We start from the raw sequence: 13456 nt of genomic DNA, 5'->3' as shown, positions 1-13456 counted from the left end.
CTGGACCAGATGGCGATGAATGCGGCAGCTGGGGTGCCGATGGCTTCGCAGGCGCAGGCGCTGGTCGGCGCGATGGCGGCGTTCAACCCGCCGGCGGCGGGCCAGATGTCGCTGTCGGCCGACTATGCGTCCGAAGCGCCGACCTTGGCGGCATCCGGCTGGAAATAAGCTTGTCGTGAGGTGAACGTCAGCCCCGCCGGCCGCGCCTGCGGGGCTTTTTCATGTTCGGGGGCTTTTCCGGCGAATGGCCGCGGTTACAGGCGCGGCAATGGAAAAGCCCCCAAGCGGGGGCTTTTTCCGGAATCGGAGGGTTTACAGGACTTCGCCGGCGTGGTCGGCCAGCCGCGAGCGCTCGCCGCGCTGCAGCGTGATGTGGGCGGAGTGGTCCCAGCCCTTGAAGCGGTCCACCACATAGGTCAGGCCGGAACTGCCCTCGGTCAGGTAAGGGGTGTCGATCTGGCTGACGTTGCCCAGGCACACCACCTTGGTGCCAGGGCCGGCGCGGGTGATCAGCGTCTTCATCTGCTTCGGCGTCAGGTTCTGCGCCTCGTCGATGATCAGGTACTTGTTGAGGAAGGTGCGGCCGCGCATGAAGTTGAGGCTTTTCACCTTGATGCGGCTGCGGATCAGGTCGCGCGTCGCCGCGCGGCCCCAGTCGCCGCCGTCGTCGTCGCTCTTGTTCAGCACGTCGAGGTTGTCTTCCAGCGCGCCCATCCACGGCGCCATCTTTTCTTCCTCGGTGCCGGGCAGAAAGCCGATGTCCTCTCCCACCGGCACGGTGACGCGGGTCATGATGATTTCGCTGTAGATCTTCTGCTCCAGCGTCATCGCCAAGCCGGCCGCCAGCGTCAACAGTGTCTTGCCGGTGCCGGCCTGGCCCAGCAGCGTGACGAAGTCGACATTGGGGTCCATCAGCATGTTGAGCGCGAAGTTCTGCTCGCGGTTGCGGGCGGTGATGCCCCAGACGTTGTTCTTGTTGTGGCTGTAGTCCTTCAGCGTTTCCAGCACCGCGGTCTTGCCTTCCACCTTGATCACCCGCGCCTGGAACGGCTTTTCGCCTTCCTGCCACAGCAGCTGGTTGACGTAGAGGTTGGCGCAGTCCGATCCGGACAGCTGGTAGTAGCTGCGGCCGTGGTCCTGCCACGACTTGATGTCCTTGCTGTTGCGTTCCCAGAAGTTCTGGTCGATCTCGCGGGTGCCGGTGTACAGCACGTCGGTGTCTTCCAGCACCTTGTCGTTGAAGTAGTCTTCCGCCTCCAGGCCCAGCGCGCGGGCCTTGATGCGCATATTGATGTCCTTGGACACCAGGATGACGGAGCGGCCCTGGTAGTGGCTCTTCAGCGCCATCACGATGCCGAGGATCTGGTTGTCGGCCTTGCCCATGGGCAGCGACGAGGGCAGGGTGCCGTTGATGGCCTGGGTCTGCAGGATCAGCCTGCCGCTGGCGGCGTCGCGGCTGGCGTGCTTGAGCGGGATGCCTTCGGTGATCTTCAGCTCCTGGCCGCTGATGATGTCGTCGAGGAAGCGGCTGGCCTGGCGGGCGTTGCGCGCCACTTCGGACATGCCCTTCTTGTGGGTGTCGAGCTCTTCCAACGTGATGATGGGGATGAACACATCGTGTTCTTCGAAGCGGTACAGACAGGTGGGGTCGTGCAACAGGACGTTGGTGTCCAAAACAAACAGCTTGCACGCGGTGGTCTTTTTGCGGCCGGCCATGATGTGGTCCCCTTGTTCATGTTGTTGCCCGGCCGGCTGGCCGGGCGGGTACAACCGTTTACAGCGTCTTGACGAAGGCCAGCACCTCCGAAGCGTGGCCGGGCACCTTCACGCCGCGCCATTCGCGCGCCACATTGCCATGGGCGTCTATCACGAAGGTGCTGCGCTCGATGCCTCTTACTTGTTTGCCGTACATGTTTTTCATTTTGATGACGCCGAACAGGCTGCAGGCGGTTTCTTCCGCATCCGACAGCAGTTCGAACGGCAGTTCCAGCTTGGCCTTGAAGTTATGGTGGGACTTCAGGCTGTCGCGCGAGATGCCGACGATCTGCGCGCCGGCGGCGGCGAACTCGCCGTGCAGGTCGCGGAAATCCATGCTCTCGTTGGTGCAGCCTGGGGTGTTGTCCTTGGGGTAGAAGTAGATCACCAGCGGTTTGTCGCTGGAGGCAAGCTGAAACTCGGCGCCGGCGGTGCCGGGCAGGGTGAAGTCGGGGCAGGGTGTGCCTGTCATGCATAACTCCTGGTGGTGTGCAGGGGTCCGCCGTGCTTTGAGCTTAGCGGATTCCAGTTGGGATTGTCACGTCATCCTTCAATCGTCGCCATGGCCGTCCGCATGGCTGGGCCGGCGCAGCAGCACCAGCAGCGAGCCGCTGCCGCCCATGCCGCTTTCCGCCTCGCAAAACGCCAGCACGTCCGGATGGTGCTGCAGCCAGCTGCGCACCATTTTTTTCAGCACCGGCGCGCCTTGCGAGCCGAAGCCCTTGCCATGTATCACCCGCACGCATTGGCCGCGCTGTCGGGCGCGGTGCAGGAACAACGCCAGCGCGTCCTGCGCCTGGTAGCGGTCGAGTCCGTGCAGGTCGAGCTGGGCGGCCTGCGGCCAATAGCCCTGGCGCAGCCGCTTGAGGGTGGCGGCCGGCATGCCGGGACGGGCGTATTGGTGCAGTTGGGCCGCCGGCTCGAACCAGCCTATCTGGTGCTGCAGGATTTCCTGGCAGGCGGCGGCGTGCAGCGCGGGGCCCTGGCTGGGCTTGCGCGGGCGCGGACTGGGTTTCGCGGGTTTGGGATGATGGCGGCCGTCGGGCTTCAGCGGCTTGACGTCGCGGAACAGTTGCTTGAAATCCGGCTCTTCGGGCGCTGCGGGCCGCGCCGGGGCCGCCGGGGGAGGGGCGGCCTGGCGCAGCGTCTGGCGAAGACCCTTCAAAGAGTCCTTGAAGGTCTTCACGGCGGCTTACTTCAGGCTGTCGAGGTAGCGCTCGGCATCCAGGGCGGCCTGGCAGCCGGAGGCGGCGCTGGTCACGGCCTGGCGGTAGATATGGTCCTGCACGTCGCCGGCGGCGAATACGCCGTCGATGCTGGTCAGGGTGGCGTTGCCGTCGCGTCCGCCCTTGGTGATCAGGTAGCCGGTGGCGTCCATCTCCAGCTGGCCCTTGAAGATGTCGGTGTTGGGCTTGTGGCCGATGGCGATGAAGACGCCGGTCAGCGCCAGCTCTTCGCTGCCGCCGTCGTTCAGCTTGACGCGCACGCCGGTCACGCCGGTGTTGTCGCCCAGCACTTCGTCGAGGGTGGCGTTCAGCTTCAGGCTGATCTTGCCTTCGGCGACGCGGCTCATCAGCTTGTCGACCAGGATCTTTTCGGCGCGGAAGGTGTCGCGGCGATGGATCAGGGTGACGTGCTTGGCGATGTTGGCCAGGTACAGCGCTTCTTCCACGGCGGTGTTGCCGCCGCCTACCACCGCCACGTCCTGGTTGCGGTAGAAGAAGCCGTCGCAGGTGGCGCAGGCGGACACGCCCTTGCCGGAGAAGGCCTCTTCCGACGGCAGGCCTAGGTACTGGGCGGAAGCGCCGGTGGCGATGATCAGCGCGTCGCAGGTGTATTCGCCGGCGTCGCCGACCAGGCGGATCGGCTTCTCGCTCAGGTGGGTGGTGTGGATGTGGTCGAACAGGATTTCGGTGCCGAAGCGTTCGGCGTGCTGCTGGAAGCGCTGCATCAGTTCCGGACCCTGCACACCCTCGGCGTCGGCCGGCCAGTTGTCCACGTCGGTGGTGGTCATCAGCTGGCCGCCCTGGGCCATGCCGGTGATCAGGACCGGCTTCAGATTGGCGCGCGCGGCGTAGACGGCGGCGGTGTAGCCGGCCGGGCCGGAGCCGAGAATCAGCAGAGGGTTGTGACGGGTTGCGCTCATGATGTGTGTTTCCTGTCGTCAAAAGGTGGGGGGTGGCGCACATTCTAGCAGTTTTGCTATGCCGAGAGGCCGGCTTGCGGCTAAACTGCAGGCAGTGACGCATACTATCCGGGAGGTGGGGTTATGGACGCAGTAAGTCAAGTGAGCGCGAACGTCAGCACCAATGCGCAGGCGCTGGTGCTGAAAAAGGCGATGCAGGCCGATTCGCAAACCGCGATGACCCTGCTGCAGGGCGCGGCCGAGTCGTCGGCGCAGATCCAGGCGTCCAATCCGGCGCATCTGGGCAATAACGTGGACGTGCGGGCCTGAGCGGCGCGCAGCCAGTGAGCCGCGCTTGGCGCGCGGGCGATAATTAAGGCGGCCTGTGGGCCGCTTTTTCATGGCTGCCGTACCGGTCCTGGCCGGTTTGCTCGCTTCTTTGCCGGCGTCGCGGCCGTTCTTCCTCAGCCACTCCCCGGCTGGCCGGCGGCGCGTTTGCTCGGCATTTTAAAATTTGGCAATAAAATCCTTTAATTTCCACACCAATTATCAATTCAAACTGATGGTTCAATAATCGATTCCCAAGTGCCGGCGATTGGCCGGCGCTGTCTGACACGAGGAATCGCTATGAACCGTTTGCCCCATATTCTGACCGCAGGCCTGCTGGCGCTGCTGGCTGGCCACGCGGCCGCCGGCGAGGCCTTGCCGCAGCCGCAGCGGGTGTTTTCCGAACGCAACGGCGGCGCCGCGGCGGCGGTGAAGCTGGCCGCCATGCGCTATGCGGCGTTCTGGAACACCGGCGATCCGAGCTATGCCGAGCTGGCGCTGGACCCCGACTTCATCGACCGCACCTTGCCCGCCGGACGCCGCCAGGGCGTGGCCGGCCCCCTGCAGGCGTCGAACGCTTTCCGCGCGGCGGTGCCGGATTTGAAGGTTGAGGTCACAGACATGATCCTGGCCGGCGACCGGGTATCGCTGCGTCTGCATTTCACCGGGCACTTCACCGGCAAGTTCGGCGACGCGCAAGGGGCCGGACAGGCGGTGGATTTCCAGGCCTTCGACCTGTACCGGGTGAAGAACGGCCGCATCGCGGAAAACTGGCATCTGGAAGACAACCTGACCCTGCTCAAGCAACTGGGAGTGGTGAAGCCATGAGCCTGAACGCGGATTTTCTGCGGCAACGCAGTGTGGTGGTGGTGGGCGGCGGCTCCGGCATAGGCCGGGCGGTGGCGCAGGAGGCGGCCGACGCCGGCGCCCAGGTGTATGTGCTGGGGCGTTCGCCGACGGTCAGCGGCCCATGGCAGTCGCTGCGGGCTGATGTCACCGACAGCGCCAGCCTGGACGCGGCCTTCGCCGAAATCGGCCGCATCGACCACCTGGTGCTGACCGCCGGCGCGCGGGTGGGGTCGCCCACGCTGGCGGCGGTGGAGTGGGCGGATTTCGAGCGGACTTTCAATGTGAAGCTGTTCGGCGCCGTGCTGGCGGTGCGCCAGGCGCTGCCCTACCTGGCGGCCGATGCCTCGGTGACCTTCACCTCTGGGCTGCTGTCGCGCAAATACGGCGCCGGCGGCTTGCTGAAAAGCACGGTCAACGCCGCGCTAGAGGCGGCGGCGAAGAATCTGGCCAAGGAACTGGCGCCGCGCCGCGTCAACGTGGTGAGCCCCGGCGTGGTGGACACCGAGCTGTGGGGGCCGGACGGCGCGGAAAGCCGCCAGGCGGCGATGGCGCGCATCGGCGCGGGCCTGCCGCTGGGGAGGGTGGGGCGGCCGCAGGATCTGGCTCAGGCCTATCTGTTCGCGATGGGCAACGCCTTTCTCACCGGCGCGGTGCTGGATGTGGACGGCGGCGGCTTGCTATAGGCGGAGCCGGCGATGAGCAACGATTTTTCAATCAACCGCCGCCAGTTCCTGGCCAGCGCGTCGGCCGGCAGCGTCGGCCTGTTGCTGGCGCACGGCGACGCGCTGGCGGCAAATGGAGCGAGCAAGAACATGACGCAACTTGAAAGCGGCAAAACGGGTTTCTGGCCCGGAGACGCCAGACTGGTGATTTCCATTTCCATGCAGTTCGAAGCCGGCGCGCAGCCGGAGCGCGGCGCCAGCGGGCCGTTCCCGCCGCTGGACCCGAAATACGCCGATTTGCCGATGCAAAGCTGGTACGACTACGGCGTGAAGGAGGGCATCCCGCGCCTGCTGGACCTGTGGGACCGCACCGGGGTGAAGGTGACTTCGCACATGGTGGGACAGGCGGTGGACCGCAATCCGCAGCTGGCAAAGGAGATCGTGGCGCGAGGCCACGAGGCCGCCGGCCATGGCCAGACCTGGGAGCCGCAGTATTCGATGACGCCGCAGCAGGAGCGCGACGCCTATCGCGCCAGCATCGCCAGCATCGAACGCGCCACCGGCACCCGTCCGACAGGCTTCAACGCCTTCTGGCTGCGCGGCACGCCCAATACGCTGGGCATCCTGCAGGAACTGGGCTTCGTTTATCACATCGACAACGTCAGCCGCGACGAGCCGTTCACGGTGCCGGTGAACGGCAAGCCCTTCGTGGTGGTGCCGTACACGCTGCGCAACAACGACATCGTCCGCTACGATTCGCCGGCGCTGAGCAACGAGGCCTACCTGGCGGACCTGAAGGCCGAATTCGACCTGCTGTACCGCGAGGCCGGCCAGCGTCGCCGGATGATGTCGATCAGCACGCATGACCGCATTTCCGGCAGCCCGGCGCGGGTCAAGGTGCTGGAGGACTTCATCCGCTACGCGCAGGGGCATGACGGCGTTCGCTTCATGCGCAAGGACGAGATCGCCCGCTTCGCGCAGCGGGCCTCTGGAGTGCCGGCGTTCTAGCTATTGGCCGGTTTGTGTTTCTTGTGAGTCTTTTTGCCGGCCGCCGCCTTGCGCGCGGCCGGTTTTGCGTGGGCAGCGGTTTTGCGGGCGGCCGGCTTGCTAACCACCGCCTTGTGAGCTGCGGTTTTGCGGGCGGCGACCGGCTTGGGCGCAACCAGCGCGGCGGGCTGGTAGCCGCTTAATTCCGCCACCAGCTTGTTCGCGCCGCCGCTCATATTGTGGTAGTGGGTGCCGCCGCTGCGGGTGAGCGCCACCCATACCGCCACGTCATGCTTGGGCGCGATGGCGACGTAGCCGATGAAGCCGCCGCCGCCCGCCGTCTTCTGGATGATTTCCGGCGCGTCCGGCTTTTCCTGCATCCGGATCCAGCCCAGGCCCAGTTCGTCAGCCTGGCCCGCCACATCCATGCCGCGCAAGCTGCGCAGGTCGTCGCGTTTGAAGTACATGCGGAACATCTGGTCGCGCAGTTGCTTGCGCGCGGCGTCCTGCGGGTAGACCAGGTCTTGCAGCCAGCGTTGCATGTCGCGCGGGGTGGAGTAGATGCCGCCGCTGCCGCTGGCCGCGGTGGTGTTGACGCAGGGGCTGGCGCCGAAGCCTTCCAGCAGCCGCGCGCATTGGGCGGCGGTCGGGTTCAGCGTGGTGTCCTTCATGCCCAGCGGCGCGGTGATCTTGTCGCGCAGCAGCGCCGCGTAAGGCCGGCCGGTGGCCACGGCCAGCGCGTCGGCCAGGAAATCGAACGCCAGATTGGAATACTGCGCTTTCTCGCCGGCGGCGAAGCGGGCCTTGCTGGCGCTCAGCCAGCTCCAGCGCTGCTGCTGGTCGGGCCAGACGAATACCGGCGTGTCCTGCGGCTTGCTGCCCGGCATCTCGCGCGGAAAGCCGCTGGTATGGGTGGCCAGGTTGAGCAGGGTGATGGATTGGCCGGCTTGCGGCAGCGCCATGCCTTGGGGAGCGTATTTTTGCAGCGGGTCGTCCAGCTTGACGCGGTTTTCCAGCGCCAATGACGACAGCACTTCACCGGTCATGGTTTTGCTGATGCTGGCGATGCGCAGCAGCGAATCGGCATCGGGTTTCTGGCGGCTGCCGGGACGGGTCTGGCCGTAGAAGCGCTGCAGGGTTTGTTTCTTGTCGACCACCACCATCACCATGCCGACGGCCCGGCTGTCGCGGAATATCTGGCTGCCGTAGCGGTCAACCTGCTGTTCGGCGGTTTGCGGTTCGGCTTGCGCGGCGGCGAGGCTGGCGATTGGGGCTGAGGCTAGGCTCAGTCCCAGCAAAAACATGTTTTTCATTCTTGTTCTGTCCTGGCTGTATTGAGAAGCAGTCTGCTCGGAATCGACGATTGGCATGCATTTTATTCAGTTTGCGCCCGCCTAGTACACTGTTTAATCCAAGAGGGCGGATCTGGTTGACAGGGCGGCGAAAGACGCCGCCCGGACTACCGATTCGTCGACCGCCAGAAGTCTCAAAACGGCGCCAGCGCGCAGAGCATGCCGGCCGACGCGTACAGGCCGATGCCGAAGGACATGTGGGCCGACAGGCTGCGCAGACGGGCGGCATTCGGCTGCGGCGTGTTGCGGGCGGCCAGCCCGGCGCCCATGCCTGGCTGCAGGATGAGGAAGGGGGCGGCCAGCGTCAGCGCGCCGGTCAGCAAGGCGGGCGCCAGGGTGGGGCGGCGCGCCCACTCCGGGCCGGCAACGGCCAGCAGCAGCGCGGCGAAGAGGATGCCTATCAGGTAGTGCGCGCTCCAGCCCAGCCAGGCTTCGCCGCGTATCGGCGCCGCCTTGGCGATGCTGGGATGGCTGAGCTTGCCGCGTGCCAGATGGCCAATCCAGCGGCCGACCAGCGCGTAGTCTAGCGAGGGCGTGGCCAGCAGGCGGTTTTGCAGCCAGGCCCAGCCATCCATCAGCAAAGTGGCGCCGATGCCGATCGGCACGGCCCAACGCAGCGATTCCAGTCCGATATCCATGAGATGAGCTCCTTGAGGCGGTTTGATGGCGGGGTAGGGGAAAATTGGATAACATTCAATTGAAAAATTGAATGATGATATTCCAATGGAGTGATGTCAATGAGCGATGGCGATATCCAGGGCCGGATGTTCGATGAATTCGCCGAGCTGGCGCGCACGGTCGGCAATGCCCACCGCCTGCTGCTGCTGGAGCATGCAGCCCAGGGCGAGCGGCCGGTGGAGCGGCTGGCGCAACTGGCGGGATTGACGGTGGCCAATGCTTCGCAGCACTTGCAGCAGCTGAAGCGGGCAGGCCTGGTGGCGTCGCGGCGCGATGGCAAGCATGTGCTTTACCGGCTGGGCGACGGCCCGGTGGTCAATCTGCTGGATGCCTTGCGGCAGTGCGCGGAACATCGGCGCCGCGAAATGGGCCGCTTGTCCGCCGGAGCGGATGGCGCGGAGGCAGTATCGCGCGAGGCGTTGCTGGAGAGGCTGCGCGATGGCGACGCGCTGCTGCTGGACGTGCGGCCGGCCGACGAATACGCGCAAGGCCATCTGCCCGGCGCGCTGAACATCCCGCTGGAGATGCTGCCGCAGCGCTTGGCCGAACTGCCGGCCGGGCTGGAAGTCATCGCCTATTGCCGCGGGCCGTTTTGCGCGCTTTCCGTCCAGGCGGTGGCGGCCTTGCGGGCAGGCGGGCTGGCCGCGAGGCGTTTGGCGGATGGTTTTCCCGACTGGAAGGCGGCCGGCCTGCCGGTGGAAATGTCGTGAAGCCCGGCCGCGGCGCTCAGGGCAAGGAGGCGCCGCATTGCGAGCAATGGCGCGGACGGGAGAAGCCGCGGTTGTGTTGGGTGGCGCCGCAGGCGTCGCAGAAGCGGGTGTTGCGCAGATTGAGGAAGGTGATCAGCGCCAGAAACGGGAGGAAGATGGCGAATTCGCTCGCTTGCGCGCCCTGATGCCAAGCGAACAGGCAGAACAGCAATGGCGCGGCGATCATCACGATCCGCGAGACTTTTCTTTTCAGTCTCGCGTCGCGGCATAGCGCGGAGAAGGCGAGGCCGCCGATCGCCATGGCGATCCAGACGGTCATGAAAAGCGTATTGAGGAGAGAGGCGGCTAAGGTGGTTGGCACGGGTGCTTCGAGTGTCAATAACTTGAGGGCGCCGGGGTGCCCTGATGGAAGGCCAGCCGCCAGGCGCCGTTCACCCGTTTCCAGATCGAACTGCGCAGCGCGTGCCCGCTCAGCGCGCCGTCCGGCCCGGCATGGGCCGAGTGGTAGGTGAGCAATGCGATGTCTTCGGCCAGCAGGGTCAGCCGGTAATCGGACGAGTGGGTCGCGGCGGAGGCATCGGGATTTTCGCGCAGCAGCGCGGCGATGATGGCGGCTTTGTCGTATTGGCGGCCGGAGCGGCCGATTTCGCGGAAGTCGTCGTCCAGCCAGCGTTCCAGCAGCGCGGCGTCGGCGCGGGCGGCGGGCTGGTGCAAGGTCTGTTCCATCTGCTGCAGCAGCGGCAGCAGATTGCCCGTAGCGAGAAACGATGGCGTCATGTAAATGATTTTGTCATTTTTGCGTGGTGCCGGCAAATGTTTCCAGCAGATGGTCTATCAGCCGGCGGATGCGCGCCGGCTGCAGCCGCTGGCCTGGGTAGAGCAGGTGCAGCGGCGCCTGTTCGGTGAAGTAGTCGTCCAGCACAGTCGCCAGCCGGCCGGCGCGCAGGTCCGGCTCGATGTCCAGCTGCGACTTGTAGGCGAAGCCGTGGCCTTGCACCGCCCAGCGGCGGATGACCTCGCCATCGTTGCTCTGGCGCGCGCGCTCCAGCCGCAGGGAGCGGGCTTCGCCGCGCTCGCGGTAGCGCCATTCGTTCATCGGCCCGTGCCCGGTGGCGAGGGTGAGGGTGGGGAGGCCAGCCAGTTGCCGCGGATGGGCCGGCGCGCCCAGTCGCGCGAGCAGGCCTGGCGCGGCGCAGACCACGCGGCGGCTGGCGGCCAGCTCGCGCGCCACCAGGCTGCTGTCGGCCGGCTTGCCGTAGCGTATCGCCAGGTCCACGTCTTCGCCTATCAGGTCTACCGGGGTGTCGTCGAGCGACAGCGAAAAATACACGCCCGGATGTTCCGCGCCGAAGCGGTCCAGGCAATCCAGCAGCCGATTGCGGCCCAGGTCGGACGGCGCCGACAGCCGGATCGCGCCGCTCAGCGCCTGCTGTTCCTGCTGCAGCCGGCTTTCCCCTTCTTCCAGCAGCTCCAGCGCCTGCCGGCAATAGGCGCGGTAGGTGTCGCCGGCTTCGGTCAGTTTCAGCTGCCGGGTGGTGCGCTGGAACAGCCGGACGTTCAGCGCGGCTTCCATCCGCTGGATGCAGGCGCTGGCGGCGGCCGGAGACAGGCCGTGCTTGCGGCCGGCGGCGGAAAAGCTGCCCAGCTGGGCAGCGTCGAGAAACAGGCGCAGGTCGTTGAGTCGGTCAAACGGCATAGGGGCTTTCTGGAAAACAAAACAGGCCATGCCCACGGGGGGCATGGCCTGCGCGGGTCAACCCGCAGTTTACAGCGCTTCGGTGTTGGCCAGCAGCCAGTCGCGCGCCGCGCCGTCCACCAGCGGCAGCAGCCGCGCGCGCACTTCGGCGTGGTAGCCGTTCAGCCAGTCGATTTCCGGCTGGGTCAGCAGCGAGCGCTCGATGCAGCGGCGGTCTATCGGGCACAGCGTCAGCGTTTCGAATTTCAGGAAGTCGCCGAACTGGTTCTTTTCCGACGCCACGTTCAGCACCAGGTTTTCGATGCGCACGCCCCACTGGCCATCGCGGTACACGCCCGGCTCGATCGAGGTGATCATGCCTTCCCACATCGCCATATGCGGCTCCGGCACCGCGCGCGAAATGCTCTGAGGGCCTTCGTGCACATTGAGGAAATAGCCGACGCCGTGGCCGGTGCCGTGGCCGAAGTCGATATCGTGCTGCCACAGCGGCGCGCGCGCCAGCGCGTCCAGCATCGGCGACAGCGTGCCGCGCGGGAAGTGGGCCATCGACAGCGCCATCGTGCCCTTCAGCACCAGGGTGAAGTCGCGCTTCTGCGCGGCGGACGGCGCGCCGACTGCCACTACGCGGGTGATGTCGGTGGTGCCGCCCAGGTACTGGCCTCCGGAGTCGATCAGCAGCAGGCCGTCGCCTTTGATCTCGCTGTGCGCTTCCGGGGTGGCGTGGTAGTGCGGCAGCGCGCCATTGGCGTTGAAGCCGGCGATGGTGCCGAAGCTGGGCGAAACGAAGCCGGGCCGGCGCGCGCGCGCGGCGGTGATCTCTTCGTCTATGGTCAGCTCGGTGATGCGGCTCTGGTTGACGTTGGCTTCGAACCAGGCGAAGAACTCGCACAGCGCGGCGCCGTCCTGCTCCATGGCTTTGCGCACATGGGCGGCTTCGGCGGCGGTTTTCTGCGATTTCATCAGCGTGCTGGGGTTGATCGCCTCGATCACCTTGACGCCGTCCGCCACCGCCTGGCGCAGGCCCAGCGTGACGCGGCGGGGGTCGATCAGCAGCGCGCCGCCGGCCAGCGCGGCGAGCGCTGGTTTGGCTGCGGCGTAATCGGCGACGCGGACGCCGTCGGCCGCCAACTGGGCGGCGAGGGCTGCGTCTACCTTGCCCGGCGCGACGAACAGCGTGGCGCGGTCGGCTTCGATCAGCGCGTGGCTGATGAACACCGGGTTGTAATTGACGTCGGCGCCGCGCAGGTTGAACAGCCAGGCGATGTCGTCCAGCGTGGAAATGAAGTGGCGCTCGGCGCCGGCCTGGCGCATGGCTTCGCGGACGCGGGCCAGCTTGTCGGCGCGGCTTTGCGGCGCGAAGGCGGCCTCATGCTGGTAGACGGCGGCGTCCGGCAGCGGCGCGCGCTGCGGATCGACGGCGTCGATCAGGTCGATATCGGTGCGCAGCTGGATGCCGCGCGGCGCCAGCGCGGCTTGCAGCGCCTTGGCGGCGGCCAGGCCCAGCACGTCGCCGTCCACCGCCAGCGTCTGGCCGGCTTGCAGCGTGTCGGCCAGCCATTGCAGATGCTGGCTGCTGGCGGCCGTGTCTATCTTCATCAGTTGCACGCCGCTGCCGGCCAGCTCCTGTTCCGCCTGCACCCAGTAGCGGCCGTCGGCCCAGACCCCGGCTAAGTCGGCGGTGACGATCAGCGTGCCCATCGAACCAGTGAAGCCCGACAGCCAGCGGCGCGCCTGCCAGCGCTTGGGCAGGTATTCAGAAAGATGGGGGTCGGACGAGGGCACCAGGCAGGCGTCGACGCCGGCGTTGCGCATGGCGGCGCGCAAGGAGGCGATGCGTTGCGGAACGGTGTCCAGCTGCGGGGTTGCGAGGGTGTTCATGCCAGCTCCGGAAGAAAGATTGCATGCATTCTGTTAGCAATGGAAAGGCCGCGCAAGTGGATGAGAATGGCTCATGGCTGCCATGTCCAGTCCATCGGCGCGGCCGGGGCGAATCCGGCGCCGGATCAGCGCGGTTTCAGACGGCGCAGCCCGGGGCGGCCGGCGAGATTGCACAGGTGGACGAAGTGGGACAGGAAATGTTTCATGCTGGCGGCTCCAGGGCTAGACATGCCGCCTTGACGGAGGGGCGGCGGCGGTTCATCGATTTGCGCGGATAATGATAAAGGCATTTTGTCGGTTTGGGAGGTTTTGCGTTTTGAGCGCTGTTTGATTTCCGTCAACGGCCATGCCGCGCGGATGCTGGAATGCGTCCCGCCATCCATCGGCAATCGGACTATACTGTGGCTGGTATCGGGCGTTCCCGATGCTCACCAATT

The 13456-nt window shown here is 66.2% G+C and carries 15 protein-coding genes; 5 read left to right on the top strand and 10 right to left on the bottom strand.

Annotated elements, in window-relative coordinates; translation table 11 throughout:
* Nucleotides 1-312 precede the first annotated feature (312 nt).
* From MY55_RS13480 to trxB, 4 genes are all read right to left on the bottom strand, one after another.
* On the bottom strand, nt 313-1716 hold the full coding sequence (locus MY55_RS13480; protein ID WP_043579021.1) for a PhoH family protein: 1404 nt from the start codon (nt 1714-1716) through the stop codon (nt 313-315).
* A 58-nt stretch (nt 1717-1774) separates the two neighbouring features.
* A complete protein-coding gene (locus MY55_RS13475; protein WP_047238142.1) occupies nt 1775-2227 on the bottom strand; it encodes a peroxiredoxin in 453 nt (150 codons plus the stop codon).
* 78 nt (nt 2228-2305) lie between these two features.
* Nucleotides 2306-2941 (bottom strand): Smr/MutS family protein, encoded by a 636-nt coding sequence (locus tag MY55_RS13470; RefSeq protein ID WP_043579026.1) that lies wholly within the window; start codon nt 2939-2941, stop codon nt 2306-2308.
* Between the two features lie 6 nt (nt 2942-2947).
* A complete protein-coding gene (gene trxB / locus MY55_RS13465) occupies nt 2948-3901 on the bottom strand; it encodes a thioredoxin-disulfide reductase (RefSeq protein WP_043579028.1) in 954 nt (317 codons plus the stop codon).
* 123 nt (nt 3902-4024) lie between these two features.
* On the opposite strand from trxB, the gene MY55_RS13460 reads away from it, so the two are divergent.
* The 4 genes from MY55_RS13460 to MY55_RS13445 all read left to right on the top strand — a co-directional run bounded on the left by MY55_RS13460 (nt 4025) and on the right by MY55_RS13445 (nt 6726).
* On the top strand, nt 4025-4210 hold the full coding sequence (locus MY55_RS13460; protein WP_043579030.1) for a putative motility protein: 186 nt from the start codon (nt 4025-4027) through the stop codon (nt 4208-4210).
* A 297-nt stretch (nt 4211-4507) separates the two neighbouring features.
* Entirely contained in the window at nt 4508-5035 is a 528-nt protein-coding gene (locus tag MY55_RS13455; RefSeq protein WP_043579032.1) for an ester cyclase, read from the top strand.
* Nucleotides 5032-5739 carry an SDR family oxidoreductase gene (locus MY55_RS13450; RefSeq protein ID WP_047243908.1) on the top strand — a complete coding sequence of 236 codons (708 nt, stop codon included), beginning with the start codon at nt 5032-5034 and terminating at the stop codon, nt 5737-5739. The genes MY55_RS13455 and MY55_RS13450 overlap by 4 nt, the downstream gene beginning before the upstream one ends.
* A gap of 12 nt (nt 5740-5751) precedes the next feature.
* A complete protein-coding gene (locus MY55_RS13445; protein ID WP_043579037.1) occupies nt 5752-6726 on the top strand; it encodes a polysaccharide deacetylase family protein in 975 nt (324 codons plus the stop codon).
* Here MY55_RS13445 and ampH read toward each other — a convergent pair.
* Together ampH and MY55_RS13435 are read right to left on the bottom strand one after the other, a co-directional pair.
* Nucleotides 6723-8018 carry a D-alanyl-D-alanine-carboxypeptidase/endopeptidase AmpH gene (gene ampH / locus MY55_RS13440; protein WP_065202502.1) on the bottom strand — a complete coding sequence of 432 codons (1296 nt, stop codon included), beginning with the start codon at nt 8016-8018 and terminating at the stop codon, nt 6723-6725. The two genes, MY55_RS13445 and ampH, sit on opposite strands and share 4 nt — an antisense overlap.
* 173 nt (nt 8019-8191) lie before the next feature.
* A complete protein-coding gene (locus MY55_RS13435) occupies nt 8192-8695 on the bottom strand; it encodes a DUF2938 domain-containing protein (protein WP_065202501.1) in 504 nt (167 codons plus the stop codon).
* Between the two features lie 99 nt (nt 8696-8794).
* Here MY55_RS13435 and MY55_RS13430 point away from each other — a divergent pair, with 99 nt between their 5' ends.
* Nucleotides 8795-9445: an ArsR/SmtB family transcription factor gene (locus MY55_RS13430; protein ID WP_065202500.1), complete on the top strand. Its 651-nt coding sequence runs from the start codon at nt 8795-8797 to the stop codon at nt 9443-9445.
* A 16-nt stretch (nt 9446-9461) separates the two neighbouring features.
* Here the strand turns inward: MY55_RS13430 and MY55_RS13425 are convergent, their stop codons facing one another.
* The 4 genes from MY55_RS13425 to MY55_RS13410 all read right to left on the bottom strand — a co-directional run bounded on the left by MY55_RS13425 (nt 9462) and on the right by MY55_RS13410 (nt 12995).
* A complete protein-coding gene (locus MY55_RS13425; RefSeq protein ID WP_065202499.1) occupies nt 9462-9764 on the bottom strand; it encodes a hypothetical protein in 303 nt (100 codons plus the stop codon).
* 56 nt (nt 9765-9820) lie between these two features.
* Nucleotides 9821-10222, bottom strand: a complete 402-nt coding sequence (locus tag MY55_RS13420) for a nuclear transport factor 2 family protein (RefSeq protein WP_065202498.1) — start codon at nt 10220-10222, stop codon at nt 9821-9823.
* Nucleotides 10223-10235: 13 nt separating this feature from the next.
* Nucleotides 10236-11141: a LysR family transcriptional regulator gene (locus MY55_RS13415; RefSeq protein WP_047238136.1), complete on the bottom strand. Its 906-nt coding sequence runs from the start codon at nt 11139-11141 to the stop codon at nt 10236-10238.
* Nucleotides 11142-11210: 69 nt separating this feature from the next.
* Nucleotides 11211-12995 (bottom strand): aminopeptidase P family protein, encoded by a 1785-nt coding sequence (locus tag MY55_RS13410; protein ID WP_208856044.1) that lies wholly within the window; start codon nt 12993-12995, stop codon nt 11211-11213.
* Nucleotides 12996-13456 lie beyond the last annotated feature (461 nt).

This window comes from Chromobacterium subtsugae, from assembly GCF_001676875.1.
Classification (GTDB): Bacteria; Pseudomonadota; Gammaproteobacteria; order Burkholderiales; family Chromobacteriaceae; genus Chromobacterium; species Chromobacterium subtsugae.
This window is presented reverse-complemented; position numbering and strand designations above follow the sequence as displayed.

Excerpts from the sequence above, each read along its gene's own strand:
- MY55_RS13460 (WP_043579030.1), top strand. The coding sequence starts at position 4,025 with ATGGACGCAGTAAGTCAAGTGAGCGCGAACGTCAGCACCAATGCGCAG.
- MY55_RS13420 (WP_065202498.1), bottom strand. The coding sequence starts at position 10,222 with ATGACGCCATCGTTTCTCGCTACGGGCAATCTGCTGCCGCTGCTGCAG.
- MY55_RS13480 (WP_043579021.1), bottom strand. The coding sequence starts at position 1,716 with ATGGCCGGCCGCAAAAAGACCACCGCGTGCAAGCTGTTTGTTTTGGAC.
- MY55_RS13435 (WP_065202501.1), bottom strand. The coding sequence starts at position 8,695 with ATGGATATCGGACTGGAATCGCTGCGTTGGGCCGTGCCGATCGGCATC.
- MY55_RS13475 (WP_047238142.1), bottom strand. The coding sequence starts at position 2,227 with ATGACAGGCACACCCTGCCCCGACTTCACCCTGCCCGGCACCGCCGGC.
- ampH (WP_065202502.1), bottom strand. The coding sequence starts at position 8,018 with ATGAAAAACATGTTTTTGCTGGGACTGAGCCTAGCCTCAGCCCCAATC.
- MY55_RS13425 (WP_065202499.1), bottom strand. The coding sequence starts at position 9,764 with ATGACCGTCTGGATCGCCATGGCGATCGGCGGCCTCGCCTTCTCCGCG.
- MY55_RS13445 (WP_043579037.1), top strand. The coding sequence starts at position 5,752 with ATGAGCAACGATTTTTCAATCAACCGCCGCCAGTTCCTGGCCAGCGCG.
- MY55_RS13455 (WP_043579032.1), top strand. The coding sequence starts at position 4,508 with ATGAACCGTTTGCCCCATATTCTGACCGCAGGCCTGCTGGCGCTGCTG.
- MY55_RS13430 (WP_065202500.1), top strand. The coding sequence starts at position 8,795 with ATGAGCGATGGCGATATCCAGGGCCGGATGTTCGATGAATTCGCCGAG.
- MY55_RS13450 (WP_047243908.1), top strand. The coding sequence starts at position 5,032 with ATGAGCCTGAACGCGGATTTTCTGCGGCAACGCAGTGTGGTGGTGGTG.
- trxB (WP_043579028.1), bottom strand. The coding sequence starts at position 3,901 with ATGAGCGCAACCCGTCACAACCCTCTGCTGATTCTCGGCTCCGGCCCG.
- MY55_RS13415 (WP_047238136.1), bottom strand. The coding sequence starts at position 11,141 with ATGCCGTTTGACCGACTCAACGACCTGCGCCTGTTTCTCGACGCTGCC.